Consider the following 23,333-nt stretch of genomic DNA (forward strand, 5'->3'; position numbering starts at 1 on the left):
CTTCGGCTTGCACCTGGTGGATCGGGAAAGTCGGCCACTATAAAGGCCTGGGGTGTTTTTTTCATCCAGGCCTTGTAGGGCGGCGGGTGCCGCAGCCAGGTGCCGGGCGTCTTCAGCGGTTGCGGAGGGTCGGTATCGCGTCGCCCAGGCAAAGGCCGGCCGCCGGCCGTTTCAATGGGTGAATGACAGCCGCAATTCGGCCTGTCCTCCCTTTTGACCGCTTTGCACCTGATCGGCCAGACGACCGATCAGGTGCGCCGAGAGCTGGCGCATGGCGGCGTCGAGCGTCTCCTCCTCAGTGTCCAGCAGCCTTGAGACGTCCGGTGCAGCGGTGGCGCCGATCTGCAAGGCCACACCCTGGTACGTCAGGACGCCCACGAGATTGAATTCGTCGAAGCTCAGGGTCAGTTGCACGGGACCTCGCACACCACTGGCGCGCAGCGCCTCCAACGCTTCGCCGATGGCATGTCCGGCGCGCAGAACCGTGTCGCGGCGCACGCCCCACAGCTTACCGTCGTGCTCCAGGGCTTCCACCGCCTGCTGCGCCTCGCACGCTGGAGCAAGCGCATGCACGACCGTCTTGCGCGTGCCTATGCGGAAGGTCGCGTTCAGCGCCACCGCCGCCAGGGAGCCCATGGTCAGGCCCGATTGCACGATGACCTGGATCCAGTCCGGCGCCTGCTGGCCGAGTTGCGGCACGAGCATGACCGCGGTGCCGATGACTACCGCCAGGCCGACAGTGAAGCTGCGCCGGGCATCCATCATCCGCGAGGTAATCAGGTCGATGCCGGTGGTGATCATATAGGCAGCCGTATAGAGGAGGATGCCGCCGATCACCGGAGCCGGCGTCAGGGCCAGCAGGCCGGCCAGCGGCGGGAAGAAGGCGGCCGTGATCAGCATCAGCCCGGCCGCGACGCCCACCCGGCGCGCGGCGATACCGCTGGCATGCGCCAGGCCGATGTTGGCGGAGGCCGAGCCGCCGGGGAGGGTGCCGAGCAGGCCGAAGAGCAGGTGGCTCAGCCCCATGCCGGTAATGGCACGTGCCACCCCGGGCATGTCCGCGCGACGCCAGTGGGCATCGGTCATGCGGTCCATGGTCATGGTGCTGCCGAACTGGTCCATGATGGTGATGAACTGCGCCAAGGCGATCACCACGATGGGGACCAGGTGGAATTCGGGTGTCGGCAGATCCAGGCCCAGCACCGGCAGCGCGACCCAGGTCATGTCCAGGGCATGGCCCGCAGGTAGGTTGCCGGTCAACCAGGTCACCAGGGTGCCGGCCAGCCCGCCGACCACCAGGGCCAGGCGGCGCAGGGCCGCCGAGCCCCAGACCGCGACACCCACCATGCAGGCCAGGGTCACGCCGGCTGCCAGCGCCGCCGGCAGAGAAAAGTCCGCCGCTTCCTCGTGGAAGCCCACGCTGCGCGAGACGCCGCCGGTCACCAGCGAAACGCCCATCATCAACAGCACCACGCCGATCACCTCCGGCGGGAAGAAAGGGCGCAGTCGCGGCATGACGCGCGCCATGGCGATGGCCATCACTCCGGAGACCAGAGTCGCACCCATGGTGGCTGCCACGCCGTAATGCAGCGTTATGGCGATGTAGATGGGCAAACGGCCGGCGCCTGGAATGGTGACCAGCAGCATGCCGGCGCCGAAGCGGCTGGGTATCGCTTGCAACAGCGTGGCCAGGCCCATGACCAATACCGTGGCGCTGACAAATGCGGCGGTCTGCGAGGCGTTCAGACCTATCGCCTGCCCGGCGATGACCGCGTAGAGCGCGAAGATCAGTGCCAGTAAGGCATGCTGCAACCCCATGCCGAGCACCACCGGTAGCGGTGGGCGATCCTCGATGTTGTAGACGATTTCATCGGGGCGCTGCCGGACGCGAGACGATGGCAGGGGAAACAATCGATCCAAGGCCGATTTCATGTCGGTAACCCCAGCCGCCGGGACTGCTGCGCCTGTATCTGGCCGGGTGGAGGTGGCAGGGGCAGTGCCATCCTGTCGGCAGAAATGCGCTGGATGCGCGTGGCGCAGTCGCCCTCAAGTGCCGCATGCTGCAACAAGGCACGGTCGGCGCCGTTGCGGCCGGTACGCAGCACATGCAGCGGATAGGCCAGCATCCACTGCTCCTCTCCGGCCAGTCCCGCCGCTGCTTCCTCCACCACCCGGGCGGCGAAGGTGTGCAGGCTGAGGCCAGCGGCACTGGCACGCAATCCGTCGCGGATGGCCGCATCGCGCAATGCCGGCATTGCGGCCCAGGGAGCCAGCGCGGACAGCCGGCTCCAGGCCTGCGGGTTCGCCATCAGCCCCTTCTGCAGGGCGGCCGGTGCCATCACCACGGACGCCGCGACCAAGGGATCGGGCAGTTCGCTCAACTCCCGGTCGGGGAAGTTGGCGCCGCAGGCACGGCCTTCTATATAGAGATCCGCGCCACAGCGCTCGAACAGAACCTCCAGCTCACCGGGTGTGTGCAAGGCCTCGAGCAGTTCAGCAAGCGTGGGCTGCCATGGCAGGCGGAAGCGAATGCGTGCATTGAGGAACTGGGCGAACTGCTGCTGTTCGAAGTGCGCGGCCTGCGGTTGTAGCGGCTGCCTTTCGCCACCCTCCAAGGGCTGCGCCATCCTGGCCGGGCCGGCCAGGAATTCCAGCAGCGGCGGGTCACCTTCGACACGCAGCATGTCGGCGTAACCCTTGTAACCGGCGGTGTCGGCGGCCACCACTTGCATGGCCGTTCCGGGGCCGTGCATCCAGCGTACGTAAGCGGCCAGGTCGGCGAAGGGTTCCGCTGGAGGCAGGTGTAAACGGCGGTCGCCAGCAAGACGGGCGGTGGCGAACATTCGTGGCCAGATCGTCAGGCGGTTTTCCACCCGGCCGGTGACCTTGCCCGCCTCGAACGGGCTGTTGGCGAACAGGGCGATCAAGGCGGGCGCGACCCAGAGCATGAGGTTAAGCGCCCGCGGTGCGGCCGCCGCCGTGACCCCGGTCGTGGGGCCGTTCTGGGCCTTGGCGTCGATGCCCTGATCGTGTTGCCAGCCGCGATCCCGGACCCAGTGCTGATAGATCGGCTTCGGTGCGCGCATTCGCGCATAGAAGGCCGGGTCGATCGCCGTCGAAGGGTGTTCGGACAGGTTCAGCAGGCCGCTGCCGTGTACGGCCAGGGCGTCCATCACTTCATTGACTTCGCGCTGGACCGTCCAGGCGAGGTGATTCAGGTAAGAGTCGCAGCGATGACCGAAGTCCGCGCCGACGGGGGCGAAGGCGTACTCGAGGTTGTTGAAGCCATTGTCCACCGAAAACACGCCAGCGGTCCCGTACAACCCGATCAGACGATCGTCGGCCATCATCGCCGTGGCCTCTTCGCCGCGCGCCTGGCGGCGCTCGAGCAGGGTCTGGAACACGCCGCTGGCGTCGTGGGAGGCTCCCCCGGCGAATTCCGCCACCGCGAGTTCGAGTTCCAGGCCAACGCTGGGGCTCTGTTGGACATGAGCCGCTCTTCCTGTATCGACGACCCCATCCCGGATCTTCATTCCGCTTCTCCTGGTTCACGGCAACTTCCCAGGCTGGTCACGTGCATACGATCCTGCCCAGGTCGACCTTTGCCCGGGCGTGCCGTTACAGCCATCCTGCGCCTTGCTACTGGCATGCTGTTTACCCGCCGTTACGAACTTCAAGTTGTTGAGGCTGTGCCGCGAGGATCTGCTTGATGGCCCAAGTCTGCCCCGATGGTTGCGAATGCGTGTCCATGTCTCTCATCGATCGGATGGGCGTACCGCCCGGGTTGTGGCTGTATCGGCAGCAGGTGCGGCGGGCATGAGTGGGCGAACTGCAGGCGGAGGCTGGCGCGGCCTTCCACGGCGCTTGCGCGCACGTGGTCAGCGAGGCGCGCTACCAGTACGGAGGAAATCTGACGCGTCGCCAATTTGACGGCGCCCTCGCCGAGCAGCGCGTCGGTTGTTGGCGCAGCGGCGCTGGAGAACGGCAGCGGCCGGCCGGTCCATGGTCATGGAGCTGGCGGCATTTTCGACGTGCCGGCCAGGGTGTGGCCACCCCCGGGGGCGGGAAGGTCTCGTCCAGCAGGTCGCCGAACCACGACATTCGCCGCTGCGTGCCCACTTCCATGTCAGGCCAGCGCCGCCAGGGCCTGGGAACGATCGTCCTGGATATTGAAGAGCGCGGTGAAGCCGCTGACCTGGAACACTTCGTGGACCTGCGGCGCCAGCCCGGCCAGGACCAGGCGGTTGCCGCTGCTCTTGGCCACTTTCGCGGCCTTGAGGATTACCCGCAGGCCGGCGGAGCTGACGTACTGGATCTCCGCCAGGTCGACGATCAGCGCCGGGCTGACCAGCATCCGCTCGGGCAATACGTCTTCGAGGGATTTCGCGGTGGTGCTGTCGAGGCGCCCGCGCAGGGCCAGGACCAGGGTGGACCCTTCGAGGGTTTCGGTGATGTTCATGTAGTTTGCTTCCCTTGGTTGCGGTGCGGCGTCAGTCCGCTTGTGCAGGTGTCGCCAGTTGCTTGGTGAATATCAGGTGATTGCGTTCGTCCCGCCGTTCGTAGGTCACGCTGTCCATCAGTTTGCGCACCAGGAAGATGCCGAGGCCGCCGATCTCGCGTTCCTCGAGGCTGGCGGTGATGTCCGGATCGGCTACCTGGAGCGGGTCGAAGGGAATGCCGTCGTCCACCACCTCGACGCGGATCTCGCTGGCGGTCAGCCACAGGCGGATGTCGATGCCGTGCTCCGAGCCGTTGTCCGGATAGCCGTAGGAGGCGATGTTGCAGACGATCTCGTCGAAGGCCAGGGCGAAGGTCTGCAACAGCGCGGTGGACAGGCCGTGGCGGGCGAAGAAGTCCTCCAGCCGGTCGACCAGACTGTCGATGTCCGGGTCGACCGGCGCGAAGTGCATGGCTATCTGGTCGGGCATGGCGGATCACCTGGACGGGCCGGAGCGGCATAGCGGATGGCGAGGCAGGTGATGTCGTCCGATTGCGGCGCGCCATCGGCGAAGCCGTTCACCGTCTCGACCAGTTCAGCGAGCAGCGGCTCGACCGCCAGCGCCGAGGAGCGCGCGAGCAGTTCGTTCAGGCGCCGTTCGCCGAATTCCTGGTTCGCCGGGTTGAAGGCTTCCGTCACCCCGTCGGTGTACAGCAGCAGGGTGCTGCCGGGCGCGAGGAGCATCGAGCGTTCCTGGTAGGGCAGGTCTTCCATGATGCCCAGGGCCATGCCGCCGGTGGTCGGCAATGGCGAGACGTTGCCGTCCGGCTCGATCAGCAGGGGCGGGTTGTGCCCGCCGTTGGCATACAGCAGTTCGCCGCTGCTCGTGTCGAGGATGCCGTAGAACAGGGTGACGAACATGGTCGCCTCGTTGTCCTGGCTGAGCAACTCGTTGGCCATGGCCAGGCAATTGCCGGCGCCGTTGGCGGCCGGCGCGGTGGCGCGCAGCAAGGTGCGCGCCACCGCCATGAACAGCGCGGCGGGCACGCCCTTGCCGGAGACGTCGGCGATGACCACGCCGACCCGGGTCTCGCTCAGCCAGAAATAGTCGTAGAAGTCGCCGCCGACTTCCTTGGCTGGGATCATCCGGGCGAACATCTGCAGGTCGGGACGGCTGGGGAAACGGGTCGGCACGATGGACTGCTGCATGCGCCGCGCCACGTCCAGCTCCTGCTGGATGGAGACCAGCTGGGTGTGGGCGTTGAAGACGTTCTGGATGGTCTGGAACCAGGGTCGCCAGGCGGGCGGAATGTGCGGAATGGACTTGGCCGAGCCGCGGCTCTCGTCCTGGATGTAACGCACCAGCTTCTGCGCCGGGGCGATGGCTTCGCGGTGGGTCAGGCGGCTGGCCACCAGCAGCATGAGGGTCAGCCCTGCCACCAGCAGCAGCACGGTGAGCGCCCCGCTGAGCAGCGCGGCGCGCACCATCTCGCCGCGCGGCACCATCACCACCAGGCGGAAGGGGGCGTTCTGGATGGCCAGGGTTTCGATGTAGTAGCCGTCGCTCAGGACCACCTTGCCTGCGGCTGCGGCGAGAATGTCCTGGGCCCGGTCCGCCATCCCGGCGGGGAAGGCCGCGGCGCTCGGCAGCACGTCGTCGGCATCCGGACGGACCAATTGCGGATGCGCCAGCAACTGGCCGTGGTTGTTGACGATGAACAGGGTGCCGAAGCGCGATTGCCAGTTGCGGACGAAGGCGTTCAGCCGGTCCAGGGTCAGGTCGAGGGACACCGCGCCACGGAACTGCCTGTCTTCGTAGAGACCGGCGGAGGCGGTGATCATGATGCCCTGGCCGGCCTCGTCGAGGTAGGCGGGGGTCCAGAGAATGCGCTGGGTGGGATCGCGTATGGGTTCCACCTCGCGGAAGAAAGGCTTCTTGTGCAGCGTGTCGGCGTAGAAGAAATCCTGCGACGAGACCCAGGGATAGATATTGATGAAGCGCCGGGCGGAGGTGTAGTAGACCCAGGTGGATTCCGGGATGTTGGCCTTGATGGACTGGAAGGTGGCGTTGAGGCTGAGGGCCATTTCCAGTTCCCTGCGCAGTGAGGGCGTGGGCTCGTCGATGAAGCCGGTGAGGTTGCCGACGTCGTCGCGGCTCCAGGGCGCCGGCGGCGCGTCCAGGCGCAGGGTCTGCGGCCCGTCTCCATTCAGCAGCGTGGCCAGCAGCGGCGAAGGCGGCGCCTCCTCCGGGTGCAGGCGATACCAGGCATGCGCCTGCAGCCGCAGGGCGTTCACCGCGTCGAGGCTGCTCTTGAGAATGGCGTCCAGCGCCACGGCCTGTTCCTGCATGCGCTGGGCGAGCATGTCGGTCTCGCTGCGCAGGGTCTGCCGGTATTGCAGGTAGACCAGGGCGCAGGCCACCAACAGCACGCCGACGAAGGTGCCGCGCATGATCCGGTTGTAGCGCGCGAACAGCGAGCTGGTCAGGTCAGCCATAGCAGGGCGTACTCCCTCGGGTGGCGGAGGACCAGCGGCTGAAGCCGGAGTCCGGGCGGGCCGGCAGGTTGTGCTGTCTTTCCGGACGACAGCGCTGCGTTTCCAGTGCTTTCAGGGTGGTCAGGCGCTTGTGCAGGACGCCGGCATTGGTCAGCGCGAGTATTTCGGAAAAGGGTTTGCGCACCATGGAGCAGGCGCTGGCGATGCGCACGTCGCGCTCCAGGGCCAGTTCGGCGATGACACCCTGGTAATCCTCGATGCCGGCGACGATCACGTCGAACCAGTTCAGCCGTGCCAGGGCGATGGAATCGTCATCCTGAAGGGCCTTGCACAGCCTGCCGATCTTGGCGGCCTGGTCGAGCAGGATGATGTCCATCTCGTCCTCATCTTCGTTCAGCCGCGCACGCAGGGCATGGTCCCAGCGGATGCTGATTTCCGGCAGGAAGATGTAGCGCAGCCCCTGAACGGTACCGATCCGTCCGCCGTGGGCGGGAATCGTGGTGAAACCGTCGATCGGCCAGCCTTCGCCGGGGAACTCGGTGATCCGGTGCAGCAAGCGGTTGACCAGGGCGATGCGCCGGGGCTCCTTGAACATCACGGTCAGCCCCGGGCGGGCATTGTCCGTCCATTCGTCCGAAGCGAGCGAGCGGCCGACGAACGCGTCGGTCTGGCGCGCGGCCAACGCCTGGGTGAATACGCTCCCGGCCAAGGCAGCGGCATTGAAACCGCTGGCGGCTTGCACTTCGAGCCCCACGGACAGTTCCTGGCTGATGCCGTAGCGGCCCAGAACGGGGCGCAAGGTGATGTCCTGCACGTGCTCGTCGGCGCGCAGTTGGCGCACGATGGGCTGGACGAATTCGCGAAAGCGCGTGCCCATGGGATAGACGTGGCTCGCCGGCAGCGTGGCGCCGCCATGCCCGGCAAGGCGTGCCAGTCCGCCTGCGGCGATCTGCTGGGTGAGACCGATGAAGTAATGATCCGTCTGATCCGATCCGTTCAGCACTGCTGATCCCCAAATACCCAAAGGGCGAGAAGTAGGCGTTGGCCCGTTACCGATGTTGTGATTCTGTATCACATCCCTGGCAAGCGTCGAGCCAATGGCGTCAACCGATCATCGTGAGGCCACCGATAGATCTTCCTGCCGGAACGCTAGCCAAGCGCGACGCATCGCGCATCCCCCGGATGCGGGAAGCATGCCCGCCCCTGTCGATGCACGGAGCGCGGACGCTAACGCCTGTTCGGCAGGGTGGTAGGATACTTGCCTTTCTTCGGCCAATCTGGAGTGCTCAATGAATGCGATCTCGCGCGATGAGGTGGAGAAGACCCTCCGTCAATACACCGATCCTCATTACAACCTGGACCCGGTAAGTGCGGGATGCGTGCGCACCATCGATATCCATGGCGATCAGGTCAGCGTCCAGCTGGAGCTGGGTTATCCGGCGGCGTTGTTCAAGGCAGGCTGGTCGCAGACGCTGCAGGTCGGTCTGGAGAACCTGCCAGGGGTCGCTGCCGCGGACGTCCAGGTCGATTGCATCGTCCAGTCGCACCAGGCACAGGTGGCCGCGCTGCCGAATGTGAAGAATGTGATCGCGGTGGCTTCGGGCAAGGGCGGCGTCGGCAAGTCCACCACCGCCGCCAACCTGGCCCTGGCCCTGGCCCGCGAGGGGGCAAGGGTGGGCGTGCTGGACGCCGATATCTACGGGCCGAGCCAGGGCATTATGCTTGGCATCGCCGAAGGCACGCGGCCAGAGGTGGAGGGACAGCGCTTCATTCCGTTGCAAGCCCATGGTGTGCAGGTCATGTCCATGGCGTTTCTGACAGATGACAACACGCCGATGGTCTGGCGCGGACCGATGGTGTCCGGTGCACTGATCCAGTTGATTACCCAGACCGCTTGGGACAACCTCGACTATCTGGTGGTGGACATGCCGCCGGGTACGGGGGATATCCAGCTGACCCTGGCGCAGAAGATTCCCGTCGCGGGCGCGGTGATTGTCACGACGCCGCAGGATCTCGCACTGCTCGACGCGAAGAAGGGCGTCGAGATGTTCCGCAAGGTGAACATCCCGGTGCTGGGCGTGGTGGAGAACATGGCGGTGCATATCTGTTCGAACTGTGGCCATGCCGAGCATCTGTTCGGCGAGGGCGGCGGCGAGAAGCTGGCGGCCCAGTACGAGGTGGATCTGCTGGCTTCGCTGCCGCTGTCGATGTCGATCCGCAGCCAGGCCGACGCCGGGGTGCCGACAGTCGTCGCCGAACCGGACGGGCCAGTCGCGCTGATCTATCAGCAGACCGCACGCAAGGTCGGTGCCCGTATCGCGGCGCTTGGCGCGGTGGCCACCGCCATGCCGAGCATCGTCATCAGCGACGACTGACGGGGGCCTGGTCCCAGGCGCTGTCCAGCCGGCGGCGCCATTGTAGCGGGCTCATGCCGAACCACCGCCGGAAGGCCCGGGAGAAGGCGCTGAGTTCCGAGTAGCCGAGCAGCAGCGCCATTTCCGAAAGGCTCACGCCGCGCTGGCGGAGGTAGAGCAGGGCGCGCTCCCGACGTACCTGGTCAAGCAGCAGGGTAAAGGTCAGGCCGTGCTCGCCGAGGCGTCGTTGCAGCGTCCAGCTCGGCAGGCGCAGTCGCTCGGCCAGGCTTTCGAGACTTGCCGTTCCTTCATCCAGCAGTTCGACCAGCGCGCTGCCGGCTCGTTGCCGCAGGTCGCCCGTCCTGCCAGAGCCCGGGCCCGCATGGCCCTCGATGCGCCTGCCACTGTCATCTTTCCCGGTGATGTAGCTCACCCGGCCATCGCCCGGCGATGGCACCACACCGACCGCCCGGCGATCGAAATTGAGGTTGCCCATGGCGTGCTCCGCCGACCGACTCCCGGTGGAGCAGAGCAAGTCCCGTGCCCGCATGATGCAGGCCATGCCTGTGATCCTTTGGCCGAGACGCTGACTGGCTGCACCGGTTGGGGGCGCCAGCCCGATTGATTGCCCCGATTCCGACCTGCCCGTAGAACACGAGGGCCGCCCGGCGATCCGCCTTGTTCTCGTGGTGGGAAACTTGTGCCCTGCGGTCAAGCCACAGGGCATGCGGAACGCTCACCATGGCGCCGTTTCCATCCCCACAGGAGAGTCCGTTCGTGCTCACTTCACTCAAAGGCAAGAGCGTCCTGGTCACCGGCGCCAGCAGCGGTATCGGTCTCGGCATCGCCAGGGTCTTTGCCAGCCAGGGTGCGCGGGTCGCGGTCAGCGCCCGTCATCAGGACAAGCTCGATCAGGTGGTCAAGGCGCTCGCCGCCGAGGGGCTCGCAGTGACCGGCTACACCGCCGACGTGTCCGACCCCCAGGCGGTGCGGCGCCTGGCCAATGCGGTGGGCATGGCCCAGGGTGGCATCGATGTGCTCTGCGCCAATGCCGGCATCTTTCCCTCGGCGCCGCTGGAGTCGATGAGCCCGGAGGACTGGGACCTGGTGATGAATACCAACGCCAAGGGCAGCTTTCTGTGCGTGCAGGCCTGTCTGCCCTATCTGCGTGAAGCCGAGTACGGCCGGGTGATTCTCACCTCGTCGATCACCGGGCCGATCACCGGCTTTCCGGGCTGGGCACACTACGGCGCGAGCAAGGCGGCGCAACTGGGCTTCATGCGGACCGCGGCGATCGAGCTGGCGGCCGACGGCATCACCGTCAATGCGGTCCTGCCGGGCAATATCCTGACCGAAGGCCTGCAGGAGATGGGTGAGGACTATCTTGAGGGCATGTGCGCCTCGATTCCGTTGAAGTGCCTCGGCACGGTCGAAGATATCGGCCATGCTGCGCTCTTCTTCGCCTCGAAAGAGGCGGGCTATATCACTGGCCAGAGTCTGGTGGTGGATGGCGGGCAGATCCTGCCGGAATCCCTGGCGGCGCTGGAGTGAGCCCGGGCTGTCATCTACTGCCTGCGGAGCGCGCTGTTCTCGAGGCGGTGGGACGGGGGGTGGCCGGGCCATCCATCAGGCAGATGGCGTCGCCCGGGGTGGCTGCCCTGGCGTAGACTGGCGCTCCGTGCCTGACGGAGTGCCGCCATGTCGTTTCTCGTCAATACGCTGATTGTCCTCGCCACGGTCGCGGCGATGGAAGGAGTGGCCTGGGTTTCGCACAAGTACGTGATGCACGGTTGGGGCTGGGGCTGGCACCGCTCTCACCACGAGCCGCGCCATGGGCTGTTCGAGAAAAATGATCTCTATGCGCTGGTATTCGCCATGTTGGCGATCGTCCTGATCGCGCTGGGCACGGCTGGCGCCTGGCCGCTGCAGTGGATCGGCGCGGGGATGACGCTGTACGGCTTCCTCTATTTCCTGGCCCATGACGGGCTGGTGCATCGGCGCTGGCCGCTCCGCTACGTGCCCCGCTCGGGCTATCTCAAGCGGCTCTATCAGGCGCACCGAATGCATCATGCGGTTGACGGGCGCGAGGGCTGCGTGTCCTTCGGTTTTCTCTATGCACCCTCGGTCAAGGCGCTCAGGGCTGAGTTGCGGCGCCTGCATGGCGGGCCGCTGTCGCCTCGTTCCGGTTCCACAGGCTCGCTGGACGCGGACTGACACGCGCACGCCGCGAGGCCAACGCCTGTCCTCCAGCCAGGGCGATCAGCCGCAGCTTGTCCGTGCCGCTGGTAGACAGGCGCTGATCCCAGGCGGCACTCCCACGCATCCGCACCTTCATCCCGATCTCGCGATATACCGCGCGCGCCGTGGCGATGGACCAGGCCGAGCGCAGCGGCAGCGCCGGCAGCCCGCCCAGAGCCGAGTCATAGTAGGGCTCGGCTTCGTCAACCAGCCGCGCCGCCAGTCCCGCCAGGGCCCGCCGATGACGGGGCGAGGCCAGTTCATCGCGCGCCAAGCCGACCTGCTGCAACCACTCGTCAGGAAGATAGACCCGCTCGTTGGCGGCGTCTTCGACGAGGTCGCGGGCGATGTTGGTCAACTGAAAGGCGACTCCAAGGTCGCAGGCGCGGTCGAGGGTCGCCTGTTCGCGGACACCCATGACCATGGCCATCATCACCCCCACCACGCCGGCGACGTGGTAGCAGTATTCGAGGGTATCACTGAAGGTTTCATACCGACGGCCTTCGACGTCCATGCGAAACCCTGCCAGGTGATCCAGCGGATAGCGCAGCGGAATCTCATGACGTTGGACCACCTCGCGCAGCGCGGCAAAGGCCGGAGCCTCGGGTTCATGGCCTGCGTAGATATCGCGGGTCGCCTGCTCGAGACCGGCCAGGGTGGTCTCGTCGGCGGTGCCGCCGGCACGGAGGAAGCCCTGTGCCTGGCCGTCTATCACATCATCGCAATGGCGACACCAGGCATAGAGCATCACCGCGCTGCGACGGGTTTCGGGGGCGAACAGGCGGGCTGCTGCCGCGAAGCTTTTCGAGCCGACGGCGATGCTTTGGCTGGCATGATCGAGCAGGGCGTCGCTCATCGGTTCAGGTCCTCGAGCATTAGCCTGGCCGTAGCCTTGGCGGAGCCGACCACGCCCGGTACGCCGGCACCGGGATGGGTACCCGCGCCGACGATATAAAGATTGCCGATTTCGTCGTCGCGGTTGTGCGGGCGAAACCAGGCGCTCTGGGTGAGGATCGGCTCCAGCGAGAAGGCCGAGCCCAGATGGGCGTTGAGTTCATGCTGGAAATCCAGCGGGCCGAAGGTACGGCAGGTCACCAGGTCGTCGCGCAGTCCCGGCATGTAGTGCTGCTCAAGGTAGGCGAGGATGCGGTCGCGGTAGCGTGGCGTCTCCTGTTCCCAGTCGATCTGGGTATGGCCCAGGTGGGGGACTGGCGCCAGCACATAATGGGCGCCACAGCCTTCAGGGGCCAGCGACGGATCGGTGACGCAGGGGGCATGCAGGTAGAGGGAGAAATCTTCGGCCAGCTTCGGCCCCTTGAATATCTCGTCGATCAACTGGCGATAGCGCTGACCAAAGCAGACTGTGTGATGCTGCAGTTGAGTGTGCTGGCGTTCGAGGCCGAAGTAGATCACGAACAAGGACATGCTGAAGCGCTTGCCTTGCAGGCGCCGAGCCTCCTTCTGCCCGCGAGGGTGGTTGGCCAACAATGCCTTGTAGGTATGGACCACGTCGGCGTTGGAAGCAATGGCGTCGGCCTCGAAGCGGCGCCCGTCCTCCAGGATGGCGGCACTGAGTCGTCCGCTGGACGTTTCCAGGCGGGCCACCGGGGCGTTCAGCTCCAGGCGTCCGCCCAGGTCTTCGAACAGCCTGGCCAATCCGCGGACCAGCGCGCCGGTGCCGCCACGCGGAAACCACACGCCCCATTCCCGCTCCAAGGCGTGAATCAAGGCGTAGATCGACGAGGTTGCGAAGGGGTTGCCGCCCACCAGCAATGAATGAAAGGAAAACGCCTGGCGCAATTTCTCGTCGGCGATGAAGCGTGAAACCAGGCTGTAGACGCTGCGCCAGGCCTGGAGTTTGGCCAGTTGCGGGGCGGCCTGCATCATCCGGTCGAAGGACAGGAATGGCTGGCTGCCGAGCTTGACATAGCCTTCTTCGAATACCGCTCTGGAATAGGCCAGAAAGCGCTTGTAGCCCTCTACGTCGGCCGGGTTGAAGCTGTGGATCTGGCGGTCCAGCGCGTCCTGGTCATTGACGTAGTCGAGGCGCCGACCATCCTCCCAGCAGAGCTGGTAGAAGGGGCTTACCGGCAGCAGCTCGACATAGTCCGCCATGCGTTTGCCGGCGAGGCTGAACAGCTCTTCCAGCGCCGAGGGGTCGGTGATCACCGTGGGGCCGGCGTCAAAGGTGAAGCCCTGGTCCTCATAGACGTAGGCGCGCCCGCCCGGTTTGTCGCGTTGCTCCAGCAGCGTCGTCTGGGTGCCGCCGGCCTGCAGGCGGATGGCCAGGGCCAACCCGCCAAAGCCGGCGCCTATCACTACGGCACGTTTTCCTGTGCTCATTTCGATTCCCTCATCCATTGTGCTTGGGGATGCCGGGCCGCCCGGCCAGCATTGCGCGCAAGGCCTCGCCCAGGGGGACCGGAGGCTTGCCTGAGAGAATGCGCAGCTTGTCGGCGAGCCTGAGGTCCCCGGCGTAGAAACGCTGGATGAGCCCCTCGGGAAGGCCGTAGAAGCGTTGCATCACCTGCCAGCGTTGTTCGGGCCGGCCAGCGAGAAACAGCATGCGATTGAGCAGCCGGAAGTAGCCCTGGCGCTTCCATTCCTGGTGCAGCCGCCGTTCGACGAGCTCGGCCAGCGCGCCGGCCTCCATTTCCTCCAGGCCGGCGATCTGCTCGGCCAGACGCACCGCGTGGGGCAGCGAATAACCGGTGGTGGCGTGGAACAGGCCGGCGGCGAGACCACTGCGTGGCTGCCCGCCATGGCTGCGACAATATGCTTCCAGGTCGCCGGACAAGGTGATCGGCAGCACGCCCTGCTCTTCGCGCAGCACCTCGCTGACGTGCCAGCCCTGCTGTTTGACGTAATCGCGTATGTGGTCGCGCAGGGTTTCGCTCGAAAGCTGGTCGCCGTCGGCATAGTAGGTGTCTTCGACCAGCAGTCGGTTGGCAGAGAAGGGCAACAGGTAGACGAACCGATAGCCCTCATGCTGGGCGACACTGGCATCCATCAGTACCGGCCCCACGAGGCCATGGGGCTCATCCAGGCGCAGCTCCTGGCCGAGAAACTTCTGGTAGCCCAACTGCAGGTGCGGACTCGGCCTGGGGCCACGGCCATCGATCACCGCTTTGGCGCGCAGCACCCGGCCGTCGGCCAGGGTGACCTGGCGCGGGGCCAGCGCCACCACCCGGCTGTCGAGCCAGACCCGCTCGCCCAGCCGCTTGCGCAACTGGCTGTCGAAGCGCTCGGAGGTGATGCTGGCGTAACCGCTGTGCAATTGCCGGCGCAGGGTCGGGAAGATCACCTCGTAGTGCGGCCAGCGATGCGCCACAAGCGGGTTGATCCAGTTGTGCTGGGCCTGGCTCAGGTCATGCTCGTGGAAGGACCAGGTGTGGTTGCCGCCAAGGCTCGTACCTTGTTCCAGCAGCAGCAGGCGCAATGGCCGTGCCCGTTCTGCCAGGCGCCAGGCAATCAGGCCATTGGCCAGGCCGCCACCGACGAGAATCAGGTCATAGCTTTCAGGCCGCATCGCGTGCCTCCACAGGCCTGCCGGTGCTCAGCACCGCCTCGATCACAGCGGCGGCGCGCATGATGCCCCCGGCCTGGCTGACCTCCTGGCCCAGCGCAGCGGCGCGCGAGGCGAACTGCGGTTCGTCGAGCAACCGGCGCAGCGACCGTACGAGGATGGCCCGGCTGGCCAGCGCGGGCAGGGCGCGCAGGCCGACGCCATGATGCACGACCCGAGCCGCCACCCCCGGCTGGTCGAAGGCGATCGGCAGCGCCAGCATGGGCGTACCGGCGACCAGCGCGTCCATCACGGTGTTCAGACCGGCATGGGTAATGGTCAGGTCGGCCATGGCCAGGGCGGTCTGCTGCGGGGCGAAGTCGGTGACCCAGGTGGCCCCCTCGTCTTCCAGGCGCCGTGCCTGGCTACCGTCCAGCCTGCCGCAGTGGGCCACCAGCAGTTGCAGATCCAGCGTCCGGCAGGCACGGGCGATCTTGCGGAACAGCCTGAAACGTCCACCCTGAAGGGTGCCCAGCGAAGCAAATACCAGTGGCCGGCCCGAGCGCGGAAGGTCCAGCTCGGCGTGGGGGGCGGTTTCGGCTGGGCGCAGCGGACCGAGGGCATGGAAGTGGGCCGGTACCTCGGCGCGGGGAAAGTCGAAACCAGGCACCGTCTGGCTGATCTGCGCGTAGGGTGACAGACACTGGTGCAGCGCCTGGCGGGGCGGCAGTCCGAGCGCGTCGGCATGGGCGGCGATGACCCGGGCATGGGGGGCCATGAGGCGGTCGTAGACCTGGCTACTGCCCCGGTTGAGCTGCTCGCCGAAGGGGGCGTCGGCGTAACCCCAGGGCATGACTGGCAGAGGCAGGCGCGGTTCGCGGTTGATCGGAAGGGCGCAGGCCACCGACACCCAGGGCAGCTCCAGCGCTTCGCCAAGCAGTCCGCCGGCCGCTTCCATCTGGTCGGCGATCAATGCATCGACCCCCAGCGCACGCAGCGCCGCCGGGCCTTCACGGCAGAGCATGTCGGTGCCATGGGCAAGATCCAGGATCACCCTACGCAGGCCGAGCGGGTCGCCAGGGCGCGCGGCGCGGGCGACGATACCCGCCAGCGATCCCGGTGGATGGCTCCCTTTGCCCACGGCAGCGAAACCGATGCGCGGGTCGTCCAGGTAGCTCGAGCAGTCGGCCTGCTGCACGAAGGTCACCCGGTGGCCTTGATCGACCAGTCGGCCGGCGAGCGCCTGGAGCGCCCGGAAATGACTGGCGAAAGGCGGCGAGATGACGGCGATATGAGCCATTGCCCTAGCCGAGTCCGCTGCCCGTCGGCCGCAGGGGGGCCTGGCGCAGCGCCTCCAGATCGCGTGACCCGGTGCAGAAACAGGCGACCCGCAGCTGTTCGATGACAATCTCGAAATGGGCGATCACTGCCTCCGTCGAGGTCAGCGCGCCGGGCAGCGCGGCCGCGGCCTGACCGGCCAGTTGGGCGCCGAGGCGGATGGCCTTGGCCGCGTCGACGCCGTCACGCACGCCGCCTGAGGCGATCAGCGGGGTGTCGGGACAGGCGCGGCGAACCTCCGCCAGCGCCTGGGCAGTACTGATGCCCCAGTTGGCGAAGGCCATGGCGACCTGGCGCTGGGCGAGGGTACGCGCCCGCTGTGCTTCGACCACCGCCCAACTGGTGCCTCCCGAGCCCGCTACATCAATCACCGCGACGCCAGCATCCACCAGCCGCCGGGCCACGGCCGCGCTGATACCGGCGCCCACCTCCTTGGCTACCAGCGGCACGCCGAGATCCCTTGCCAGCGCCTCCAGGGCATCGAGAACGCCGCGCCAGTTGCGGTCGCCGCCGGGCTGCACGGCTTCCTGCAGGGGGTTGAGGTGAACGATCAGGGCGTCGGCCTCGAGCATGTCCACCAGCCGTCGGGCCTGGTCGCGACCAACGCCGGCGATCAGCTGAGCGCCGCCGATGTTGCCCATCAGTGGAATGCCGGGTGCCAGTTGGCGCAACTGGCGAGTCAGTCCGTGATCGACCCCGGCCTCCAGCGCGACCCGCTGGGAGCCGACGCCCAGGGCAATGCCCAGCGCCTGGGCGGCTTCGGCCAGGTGCTGGTTGATTCGCGCGGCGCGCTCGGTGCCTCCGGTCATCGAGCTGATGAGGAGCGGTGCGCGCAGGTGCCGGCCGAGAAATGCCTGCCCGAGATCGATTTCGTCCAGATGCAACTCCGGCAGGGCGCAATGCTCGAAGGCAAGGGTGGCGAAGCCGTTTTCGCCTCGCCGCGTATTTCCGGCCGGGTCTAGAACGATGTTGAGGTGGTCGTTCTTGCGCGCCGCGAGGTGATCTTCGGCCATGGCAATTTCCTTATCCGCGATTGATTGTTGCGTTGGTTCTTATACGGTTTTACCGTCTTGTACTACTTGTGTACAAGGCATCCGGCACCGTTTTCGGGAAACAGGAGCACTCTCGACCCATGGGAACCTCAATAGTGCCGCCCCCGCAGGAAAGCTTTTCCCATGATCTGGTCGGCTTACGCCAGCGCATCGACCAGCGCCTGGCAGCCCTGCTGCCGGTTCCGGGGGGGGAGAGCGACCTGATTGGGGCGGCGATGGTTGCGGCTGCGCTGTCTCCAGGCAAACGGGTGCGACCGATGCTGCTGGTCCTGGCCGCTAGGGAGCTGGGCGCGCCGGAACGGTCAGCGCTGGATCTTGGTTGCGCCCTGGAAATGGTCCATGCCGCCTCGCTGGTCCTCGACGACATGCCTTGCATGGATGACGCCCGGCTGCGGCGTGGCGAGCCGACCATCCATGTGCGTTATGGCCAGGACGTCGCCGTGCTGGCCGTGGTAGGGCTGCTCAGCCAGGCGTTCAAGGTCGTGGCGCTGGCGCCCGGTCTTCCCCCTGCAGTGCGCCCCCGGCTGGTTGCCTTGCTTGGCGATGCCGTGGGCGAGCAGGGGCTGGTACGTGGCCAGTTCGAGGACCTGCATGCCGGGTGCGGACCGCGTGAGGCCAGCGAGGTGACGGGGACCAATCAGCTGAAGACCGGCGCGCTGTTTGGCGCCGCACTGGAAATGGCGGCCCTGGCGGCGAGTGCCAGCGAGTCGGTGCTAGCCGCGCTGCGTGACATGGCGATGGAGTTGGGACAGGCCTTTCAGTTGTACGACGATCTCTGCGATGGCGAACCGGACGCCGATCCTGGCAAGGATCAGGGCAAGGATACCGGCAAGGCGACGCTCGTCGCGCTGCTTGGCGCAGAGGCGGCACGGCATCGGCTGCGACAGCATGTGCAGCGAGTCGAAAACCTTTTGGAAGCGGTGTATGGCCCCGAAAGCGGGCTGTTGTATTTGTTGGGCACGCTTTTTCCAAGGGTGGGCTAGAGTGGTGGCAGGTTGCAGGCGAGGCGCTGGCCTGGATGGCTGCCTGATCCTGTGCTGCGTCAGCCAAATATCTTTCCAAGCATGCGGCTGACGAAACCCTGGTCCAGACTTTTCTTGACGACCGGAGCGTAGTGCTGGTCTTCGCGCTTGATATGGTTGATCAGCCAGAGACCGATATCCACACGGATTTCCCGCGCCAGTTTCATCGGATCAGAGCCACTGTTGAGCTTGTCCAGATAGCCTTCGGCGCGTTCGGCGAAGGTCGCATGGATCTTGCGGTGGGCCTCCAGCATCGGATACGCCGCCTGCTCCATGAGCGTTTCCTCGAAGGCGTTGTGCGAGACCGCGTAGTCGATCAGGCCGCGCGCCACCTGAGCAACCTTGTCCGCCTCACCCGATGCGATGCAGGCGTCGATTTCGTTGAAATAGTCGAACAGCCGCTTGTGCTGTTCATCGATGATGTCGATCCCCGTTTCGTATTCATCTGACCACTCAATCCTGATACCCATTCGACGCTCTCCCGACGACTCATTACTGACCTGGTAAAACCATATATTACAAAAGGTCATCGATGATGGCCTTATGCCTTGATGGAGGTCAATGGCCGGTGCTGTCGGGGCGGTAAGGGCGGTCGGGGTTTCATGCCAATGGGCTGGCCGGCTAATATGCAGCCCTCTCCGATTCAGGACGCACCAGCATGAGCATCAAAGCCGACAAGTGGATCCGCCGCATGGCCCAGGAGCACGGCATGATCGAGCCCTTCGTGGAGCGCCAGGTACGTGGTGAGGACGCGAATCGGGTGATTTCCTACGGCGTTTCCAGCTACGGTTACGATGTGCGCTGCGCGGATGAATTCAAGGTCTTCACCAATATCCATTCGGCGACGGTCGATCCCAAGAATTTCGACGACAGGAGCTTCGTCGACGTCAAGGGGCCGGTGTGCATCATCCCGCCGAACTCCTTCGCTCTGGCCCGGACCGTGGAGTACTTCCGGATCCCGCGCAATGTGCTGACCATCTGCCTGGGCAAGAGCACCTATGCGCGCTGCGGCATCATCGTCAATGTCACGCCGCTGGAACCGGAGTGGGAAGGGCACGTGACGCTGGAGTTCTCCAACACCACCACCCTGCCGGCGAAGATCTATGCCAACGAAGGCGTGGCGCAGATGCTGTTCCTCGAATCCGACGAGGCCTGCGAGGTCTCCTACCGGGATCGCGGCGGCAAGTACCAGGGCCAGCGTGGCGTGACCCTGCCGCGTACCTGAGTGCGGCGCCGGGGAGCCTTCGATGCGTCCCTGGCTGGCCGTGATGAGTGCTTTTCTCCCATGAGGGTGTCATGTCAGAAGAAACCAGCAACGCTCGCAGCCTGCTCTACGCCAAGCTGCTCGGCGAAACCGCGGCGATCAGCTGGCAGGAACTGGAGCCGTTTTTCGCCCGTGGCGCCACCCTGCGGGTCGCCAGCGACCTGAATCTGGTCGAAGTGGCGACCGCCGTGTCACTGGACGAAAAGGCGCAGGTAGCCGGCTGGCTCAGCGCTGGCGGCCTGGGCAAGCTCGAAGCGGAACAGGCGCAGGAGTGGATCGCCTGCGATGCCGGTCTCTGGGCTGTCGTGGTCGCGCCCTGGGTGTTGGTGCAGGAGCGCCAGCGTCCTTCCGCGGAGGGTTGAAGCGGGGCGCTCGATGAGCCCGCCAATCTGAGTCCGCCGCCGCCTCCGTGTGGCGGAAAACCGTCTTTCCGGCCCGCATCCTGGGCCGTTTCCGCTTCAGACACCTCCCGATTTTTTGACGCCTGGCGTCTCTGATACAAATTTATCCTTACAAATCAGCTGTCTACGCAGATGGCATGGGCTTTGCTCTGCTGATTCCAGGCAGTTTTCCGAGGTCAGGATCATGAGCATCAGCTTCGACAAGGCATTGGGCGTCCATGAGCGGGCGTTGGGCTTTCGTGCACAGCGGGCAGAGGTGCTGGCAAACAACATCGCCAATGCCGACACGCCGAACTACAAGGCGCGGGACCTGGATTTCTCCGCCGTGCTGGCCGCCGAACAAGGCAAAGGCGGTTTCGGCATGGCGCGGACCAGCGAGCGGCACATTGCCGCCGCCGGCGTCGAGCTGGCCGACCCGGGGCTGCGTTTCCGTAATCCGGCCCATGCCGCGCTTGATCAGAACACCGTCGACATGCAGGTCGAACAGGCCAACTACGCGCAGAACGCCATCGATTTCCAGGCCAGCTTCACCCTGCTCAACAGCAAGCTCAAGGGCATCGTCAGCGCCCTGCGCGGCGAATAACAGGAGGATCGACCCATGTCGCTCAGCAATGTCTTCAACATCGCCGGTTCCGGCATGAGTGCCCAGAGCACCCGGCTGAACACCATTTCCAGCAACATCGCCAACGCCGAGACGGTGTCGTCCAGCGTCGATGAGACCTATCGCGCGCGCCATCCGGTCTTTGCCACTGTGCTGCAGCAGGCTCAAGGGGGCGGCGGCTCGCTGTTCGCCGATCACGACCAGGCCGGTGCGGGTGTGCAAGTGTTGGGTATCGTCGAAAGCCAGGCCGAACTGCAGGCCCGCTATGAGCCCAACCATCCGGCCGCTGACGACAACGGCTACGTCTACTACCCCAACGTCAACGTGGTGGAAGAGATGGCCGACATGATCTCGGCAAGTCGCTCGTTCCAGACCAACGCCGAGCTGATGAACACGGCAAAGACCATGCTGCAGAAGGTGCTGACCCTGGGTCAGTAAGCGAGACAGACCATGAGCACAAGCGCAATCGGGGCGGGTAGTTCGGTACTCGACCAGTACCAGATCCAGAGCGACCGCAATGCCAAGGACGGCGAGCTGGGCAAGGATCAGTTCCTGCAGCTGCTGGTCGCCCAGCTGAACAACCAGAATCCGCTCGAGCCACAGAGCAACGGCGAGTTCATCGCGCAGCTGGCGCAATTCAGTACCGTCGAGGGGGTGGAGAAGCTCAATTCCAGCGTGCAGTCGATCCTCACCGGCTACCAGTCGTCACAGGCGCTGCAGGCCTCGTCGCTGGTCGGGCGCAAGGTGATCGTGCCCACCAGCCAGGCGGTGGTCGACACCAGCCAGACCTTCAGGGCCAATACCGTTCTGCCCATCTCCAGCAGCAACGTCTACGTCAATGTCTACGACACCGCCGGGTCTCAGGTCAGCCGCATCAACCTTGGCCAACAGAGCGCCGGGACCGTCTCCTTCATGTGGGACGGCAAGGACAGCAGCGGTGCCACGCTGCCGCCGGGCACCTACCGCTTCGAGGCGCAAGCGAGCTACGACGAGGAAACCCAGGCGCTCCATACCCTGCTGCCGGCCAACGTCGACAGCGTCACCCTGGGCCAGAACGGCGGGGAGCTCATGCTCAACCTTGCCGGGATTGGCAGCGTAGCCTTGTCCCAGGTCCAGATAATCGGTCAGTAATCCGCCGCGGTATCGGCAAAAGGGAGTATTCCATGTCATTCAATATCGGTCTCAGCGGCATGCGCGCCGCCAGCAAGGACCTCAACGTGACCGGCAACAACATCGCTAACGCCGGTACCGTGGGCTTCAAGCAGTCACGCGCCGAGTTTGCCGACGTCTATGCCAACTCGATGGGCTTGGGCGGCATATCCGGTGGCAGCGGTGTGCAGCTGGCGAACGTGTCCCAGCAATTCACCCAGGGCAACATCAACTACACCCAGAACGCCCTCGATCTGGCGATCAACGGCAGCGGCTTCTTTCAGGTGAGCAACAACGGCGCCGTCAGCTATACCCGTGCCGGTTATTTCGGCCTGGATCGCGACGGCAACCTGGTGGACAACTTCGGCAACAACCTGCAGGGCTTCACCGTCAACGCCGACGGCGTGCCGATGGATGTCGTCGGCAACCTTAAGATCCAGACCACCAGCCAGGCGCCACAGGCGACCAGCCTGGTGACGCAGAACTTCAACCTGGACTCCACCAGCGTGCGGCCGGCTAACGCCGGTAACTTCGACCCCAACGACCCGCTGTCCTACAGCTCGTCCACTTCGACCAATATCTATGACGAGCAAGGCAATGCCCATGTGATGACCCAGTATTTCGTCATTTCCGAGGACGACCCCAACCAGTGGCAAATGCATGTCCTGGTCGACGGCCGCAACCCGCAAAGTCCTGGAAGCAATATCGTCGACGGGGTGGATCTGGGGGCTCAGCCGCTGAGCATTCCGCTGACCTTCACCCCGGAAGGCAAGATGGCTCTGGACGCTGCCGGACCAGTGCCTGGTACCGATGGCGCGGCGTCCTATGACGCGAACGGCGTGCTTAGCCTCAACGGTTGGCAACCGGCCAAGCAGAACAGCGACGGCACCTGGGCAACGAACAATGCGGCCACCGGCGGCAGTCTGGATTTCCGTCTGGACATCCGCGCCTCGACGCAGTACGCCAGCAGCTTCGCAGTGAACAGCCTGAGCCAGGACGGTTTCACCACCGGCCAGATGGCGGGTCTGGAGATAGACCCTTCCGGCAGTATCTTTGCGCGCTACACCAACGGCCAGACCAAGCTGCAGGGACAGGTGGTGCTGGCCAGCTTTGCCAATGCCCAGGGCCTGATCCCGATTGGCAATAGCCAGTGGGTGCAGTCCTACGCCTCTGGCGAGCCGGTGCGCAACCCGCCGGGCGTAGGCACCATGGGTAGCCTGCAGGCGGGCGCGCTGGAGGATTCCAACGTGGACCTGTCGGACCAATTGGTCAATCTCATCGTCGCCCAGCGCAACTACCAGGCCAATGCCAAGACCATCGAGACAGAGAGCGCCATCACCCAGACCATCATCAACATGCGTTGATGACAGGGGCGGCAGACTTCTGCCGCTCTAGGCAGGCCCGCTAGCGGGCCTTCTTTTTGCCCGCTGAAAAATCTTTGAAAACAGTTGGTTAGAGGTTATTGCGGCACTGGC

The 23,333-nt window shown here is 65.4% G+C and carries 23 protein-coding genes; 10 read left to right on the plus strand and 13 right to left on the minus strand.

Annotated elements, in window-relative coordinates:
* Positions 1 to 171 precede the first annotated feature (171 nt).
* The 6 genes from ACFOMF_RS02685 to ACFOMF_RS02710 all read right to left on the minus strand — a co-directional run bounded on the left by ACFOMF_RS02685 (position 172) and on the right by ACFOMF_RS02710 (position 7,937).
* On the minus strand, positions 172 to 1,932 hold the full coding sequence (locus tag ACFOMF_RS02685) for a uracil-xanthine permease family protein (RefSeq protein WP_386360941.1): 1,761 nt from the start codon (positions 1,930 to 1,932) through the stop codon (positions 172 to 174).
* Positions 1,929 to 3,533: a glutamate-cysteine ligase family protein gene (locus tag ACFOMF_RS02690; protein ID WP_386360942.1), complete on the minus strand. Its 1,605-nt coding sequence runs from the start codon at positions 3,531 to 3,533 to the stop codon at positions 1,929 to 1,931. Before ACFOMF_RS02690 ends, ACFOMF_RS02685 begins: the two co-directional genes overlap by 4 nt.
* Positions 3,534 to 4,126: 593 nt before the next feature.
* Positions 4,127 to 4,459: an STAS domain-containing protein gene (locus ACFOMF_RS02695; protein WP_386360944.1), complete on the minus strand. Its 333-nt coding sequence runs from the start codon at positions 4,457 to 4,459 to the stop codon at positions 4,127 to 4,129.
* 31 nt (positions 4,460 to 4,490) lie between these two features.
* The gene (locus ACFOMF_RS02700; RefSeq protein WP_386360946.1) at positions 4,491 to 4,928 is read right to left on the minus strand and encodes an ATP-binding protein; all 438 of its coding nucleotides are present in this window, start codon (positions 4,926 to 4,928) and stop codon (positions 4,491 to 4,493) included.
* Positions 4,913 to 6,934, minus strand: a complete 2,022-nt coding sequence (locus ACFOMF_RS02705; protein WP_386360948.1) for a SpoIIE family protein phosphatase — start codon at positions 6,932 to 6,934, stop codon at positions 4,913 to 4,915. The genes ACFOMF_RS02700 and ACFOMF_RS02705 overlap by 16 nt, the downstream gene beginning before the upstream one ends.
* Positions 6,927 to 7,937: a hypothetical protein gene (locus tag ACFOMF_RS02710; protein WP_386360949.1), complete on the minus strand. Its 1,011-nt coding sequence runs from the start codon at positions 7,935 to 7,937 to the stop codon at positions 6,927 to 6,929. The genes ACFOMF_RS02705 and ACFOMF_RS02710 overlap by 8 nt, the downstream gene beginning before the upstream one ends.
* A gap of 286 nt (positions 7,938 to 8,223) precedes the next feature.
* Between ACFOMF_RS02710 and apbC the strand changes: the two genes are divergently transcribed.
* Positions 8,224 to 9,309: an iron-sulfur cluster carrier protein ApbC gene (apbC, locus tag ACFOMF_RS02715; RefSeq protein ID WP_386360951.1), complete on the plus strand. Its 1,086-nt coding sequence runs from the start codon at positions 8,224 to 8,226 to the stop codon at positions 9,307 to 9,309.
* Here apbC and ACFOMF_RS02720 read toward each other — a convergent pair.
* Positions 9,296 to 9,850 carry a helix-turn-helix transcriptional regulator gene (locus tag ACFOMF_RS02720; protein WP_386360953.1) on the minus strand — a complete coding sequence of 185 codons (555 nt, stop codon included), beginning with the start codon at positions 9,848 to 9,850 and terminating at the stop codon, positions 9,296 to 9,298. The genes apbC and ACFOMF_RS02720 overlap by 14 nt on opposite strands.
* 215 nt (positions 9,851 to 10,065) lie before the next feature.
* Between ACFOMF_RS02720 and fabG the strand changes: the two genes are divergently transcribed.
* Together fabG and ACFOMF_RS02730 are read left to right on the plus strand one after the other, a co-directional pair.
* Positions 10,066 to 10,839 (plus strand): 3-oxoacyl-ACP reductase FabG, encoded by a 774-nt coding sequence (fabG, locus tag ACFOMF_RS02725; RefSeq protein WP_386360954.1) that lies wholly within the window; start codon positions 10,066 to 10,068, stop codon positions 10,837 to 10,839.
* Between the two features lie 147 nt (positions 10,840 to 10,986).
* Positions 10,987 to 11,502 carry a sterol desaturase family protein gene (locus ACFOMF_RS02730; RefSeq protein WP_386360956.1) on the plus strand — a complete coding sequence of 172 codons (516 nt, stop codon included), beginning with the start codon at positions 10,987 to 10,989 and terminating at the stop codon, positions 11,500 to 11,502.
* On the opposite strand, the gene ACFOMF_RS02735 is transcribed toward ACFOMF_RS02730, so the two are convergent.
* From ACFOMF_RS02735 to fni, 5 genes are read right to left on the minus strand one after another with little or no spacing between them, the layout of a single operon-like run.
* A complete protein-coding gene (locus ACFOMF_RS02735; RefSeq protein ID WP_386360958.1) occupies positions 11,423 to 12,382 on the minus strand; it encodes a phytoene/squalene synthase family protein in 960 nt (319 codons plus the stop codon). The two genes, ACFOMF_RS02730 and ACFOMF_RS02735, sit on opposite strands and share 80 nt — an antisense overlap.
* On the minus strand, positions 12,379 to 13,869 hold the full coding sequence (locus tag ACFOMF_RS02740) for a phytoene desaturase (RefSeq protein ID WP_386360960.1): 1,491 nt from the start codon (positions 13,867 to 13,869) through the stop codon (positions 12,379 to 12,381). Before ACFOMF_RS02740 ends, ACFOMF_RS02735 begins: the two co-directional genes overlap by 4 nt.
* 10 nt (positions 13,870 to 13,879) lie before the next feature.
* Positions 13,880 to 15,055 carry a lycopene beta-cyclase CrtY gene (gene crtY, locus ACFOMF_RS02745; protein WP_386360962.1) on the minus strand — a complete coding sequence of 392 codons (1,176 nt, stop codon included), beginning with the start codon at positions 15,053 to 15,055 and terminating at the stop codon, positions 13,880 to 13,882.
* Complete coding sequence (locus ACFOMF_RS02750) at positions 15,045 to 16,331, minus strand: glycosyltransferase (protein ID WP_386360964.1); 1,287 nt, start codon at positions 16,329 to 16,331, stop codon at positions 15,045 to 15,047. The genes crtY and ACFOMF_RS02750 overlap by 11 nt, the downstream gene beginning before the upstream one ends.
* A gap of 4 nt (positions 16,332 to 16,335) precedes the next feature.
* Positions 16,336 to 17,382, minus strand: a complete 1,047-nt coding sequence (gene fni, locus ACFOMF_RS02755; protein WP_386360966.1) for a type 2 isopentenyl-diphosphate Delta-isomerase — start codon at positions 17,380 to 17,382, stop codon at positions 16,336 to 16,338.
* Between the two features lie 119 nt (positions 17,383 to 17,501).
* Here fni and ACFOMF_RS02760 point away from each other — a divergent pair, with 119 nt between their 5' ends.
* Positions 17,502 to 18,404: a polyprenyl synthetase family protein gene (locus ACFOMF_RS02760; RefSeq protein ID WP_386360968.1), complete on the plus strand. Its 903-nt coding sequence runs from the start codon at positions 17,502 to 17,504 to the stop codon at positions 18,402 to 18,404.
* Positions 18,405 to 18,463: 59 nt separating this feature from the next.
* On the opposite strand, the gene ACFOMF_RS02765 is transcribed toward ACFOMF_RS02760, so the two are convergent.
* The gene (locus ACFOMF_RS02765) at positions 18,464 to 18,913 is read right to left on the minus strand and encodes a bacteriohemerythrin (RefSeq protein WP_386360970.1); all 450 of its coding nucleotides are present in this window, start codon (positions 18,911 to 18,913) and stop codon (positions 18,464 to 18,466) included.
* A gap of 188 nt (positions 18,914 to 19,101) precedes the next feature.
* Between ACFOMF_RS02765 and dcd the strand changes: the two genes are divergently transcribed.
* The 6 genes from dcd (at position 19,102) to flgE (ending at position 23,222) form a co-directional block, all read left to right on the plus strand.
* Positions 19,102 to 19,668, plus strand: a complete 567-nt coding sequence (gene dcd, locus ACFOMF_RS02770; RefSeq protein WP_386360972.1) for a dCTP deaminase — start codon at positions 19,102 to 19,104, stop codon at positions 19,666 to 19,668.
* 71 nt (positions 19,669 to 19,739) lie between these two features.
* Positions 19,740 to 20,069, plus strand: a complete 330-nt coding sequence (locus tag ACFOMF_RS02775; protein ID WP_386360973.1) for a DUF2288 domain-containing protein — start codon at positions 19,740 to 19,742, stop codon at positions 20,067 to 20,069.
* Positions 20,070 to 20,292: 223 nt separating this feature from the next.
* Positions 20,293 to 20,691 (plus strand): flagellar basal body rod protein FlgB, encoded by a 399-nt coding sequence (gene flgB, locus ACFOMF_RS02780; RefSeq protein ID WP_386360975.1) that lies wholly within the window; start codon positions 20,293 to 20,295, stop codon positions 20,689 to 20,691.
* A gap of 15 nt (positions 20,692 to 20,706) precedes the next feature.
* A complete protein-coding gene (flgC, locus tag ACFOMF_RS02785) occupies positions 20,707 to 21,147 on the plus strand; it encodes a flagellar basal body rod protein FlgC (RefSeq protein WP_386360977.1) in 441 nt (146 codons plus the stop codon).
* A gap of 12 nt (positions 21,148 to 21,159) precedes the next feature.
* Positions 21,160 to 21,840, plus strand: coding sequence for a flagellar hook assembly protein FlgD (gene flgD / locus ACFOMF_RS02790; protein ID WP_386360979.1), 681 nt, complete (start codon positions 21,160 to 21,162; stop codon positions 21,838 to 21,840).
* Between the two features lie 32 nt (positions 21,841 to 21,872).
* Positions 21,873 to 23,222 carry a flagellar hook protein FlgE gene (gene flgE, locus ACFOMF_RS02795; RefSeq protein WP_386360981.1) on the plus strand — a complete coding sequence of 450 codons (1,350 nt, stop codon included), beginning with the start codon at positions 21,873 to 21,875 and terminating at the stop codon, positions 23,220 to 23,222.
* The last annotated feature ends 111 nt before the right edge of the window (positions 23,223 to 23,333 follow it).

The organism is Stutzerimonas tarimensis (assembly GCF_042648805.1).
Taxonomy (GTDB): domain Bacteria; phylum Pseudomonadota; class Gammaproteobacteria; order Pseudomonadales; family Pseudomonadaceae; genus Azomonas; species Azomonas tarimensis.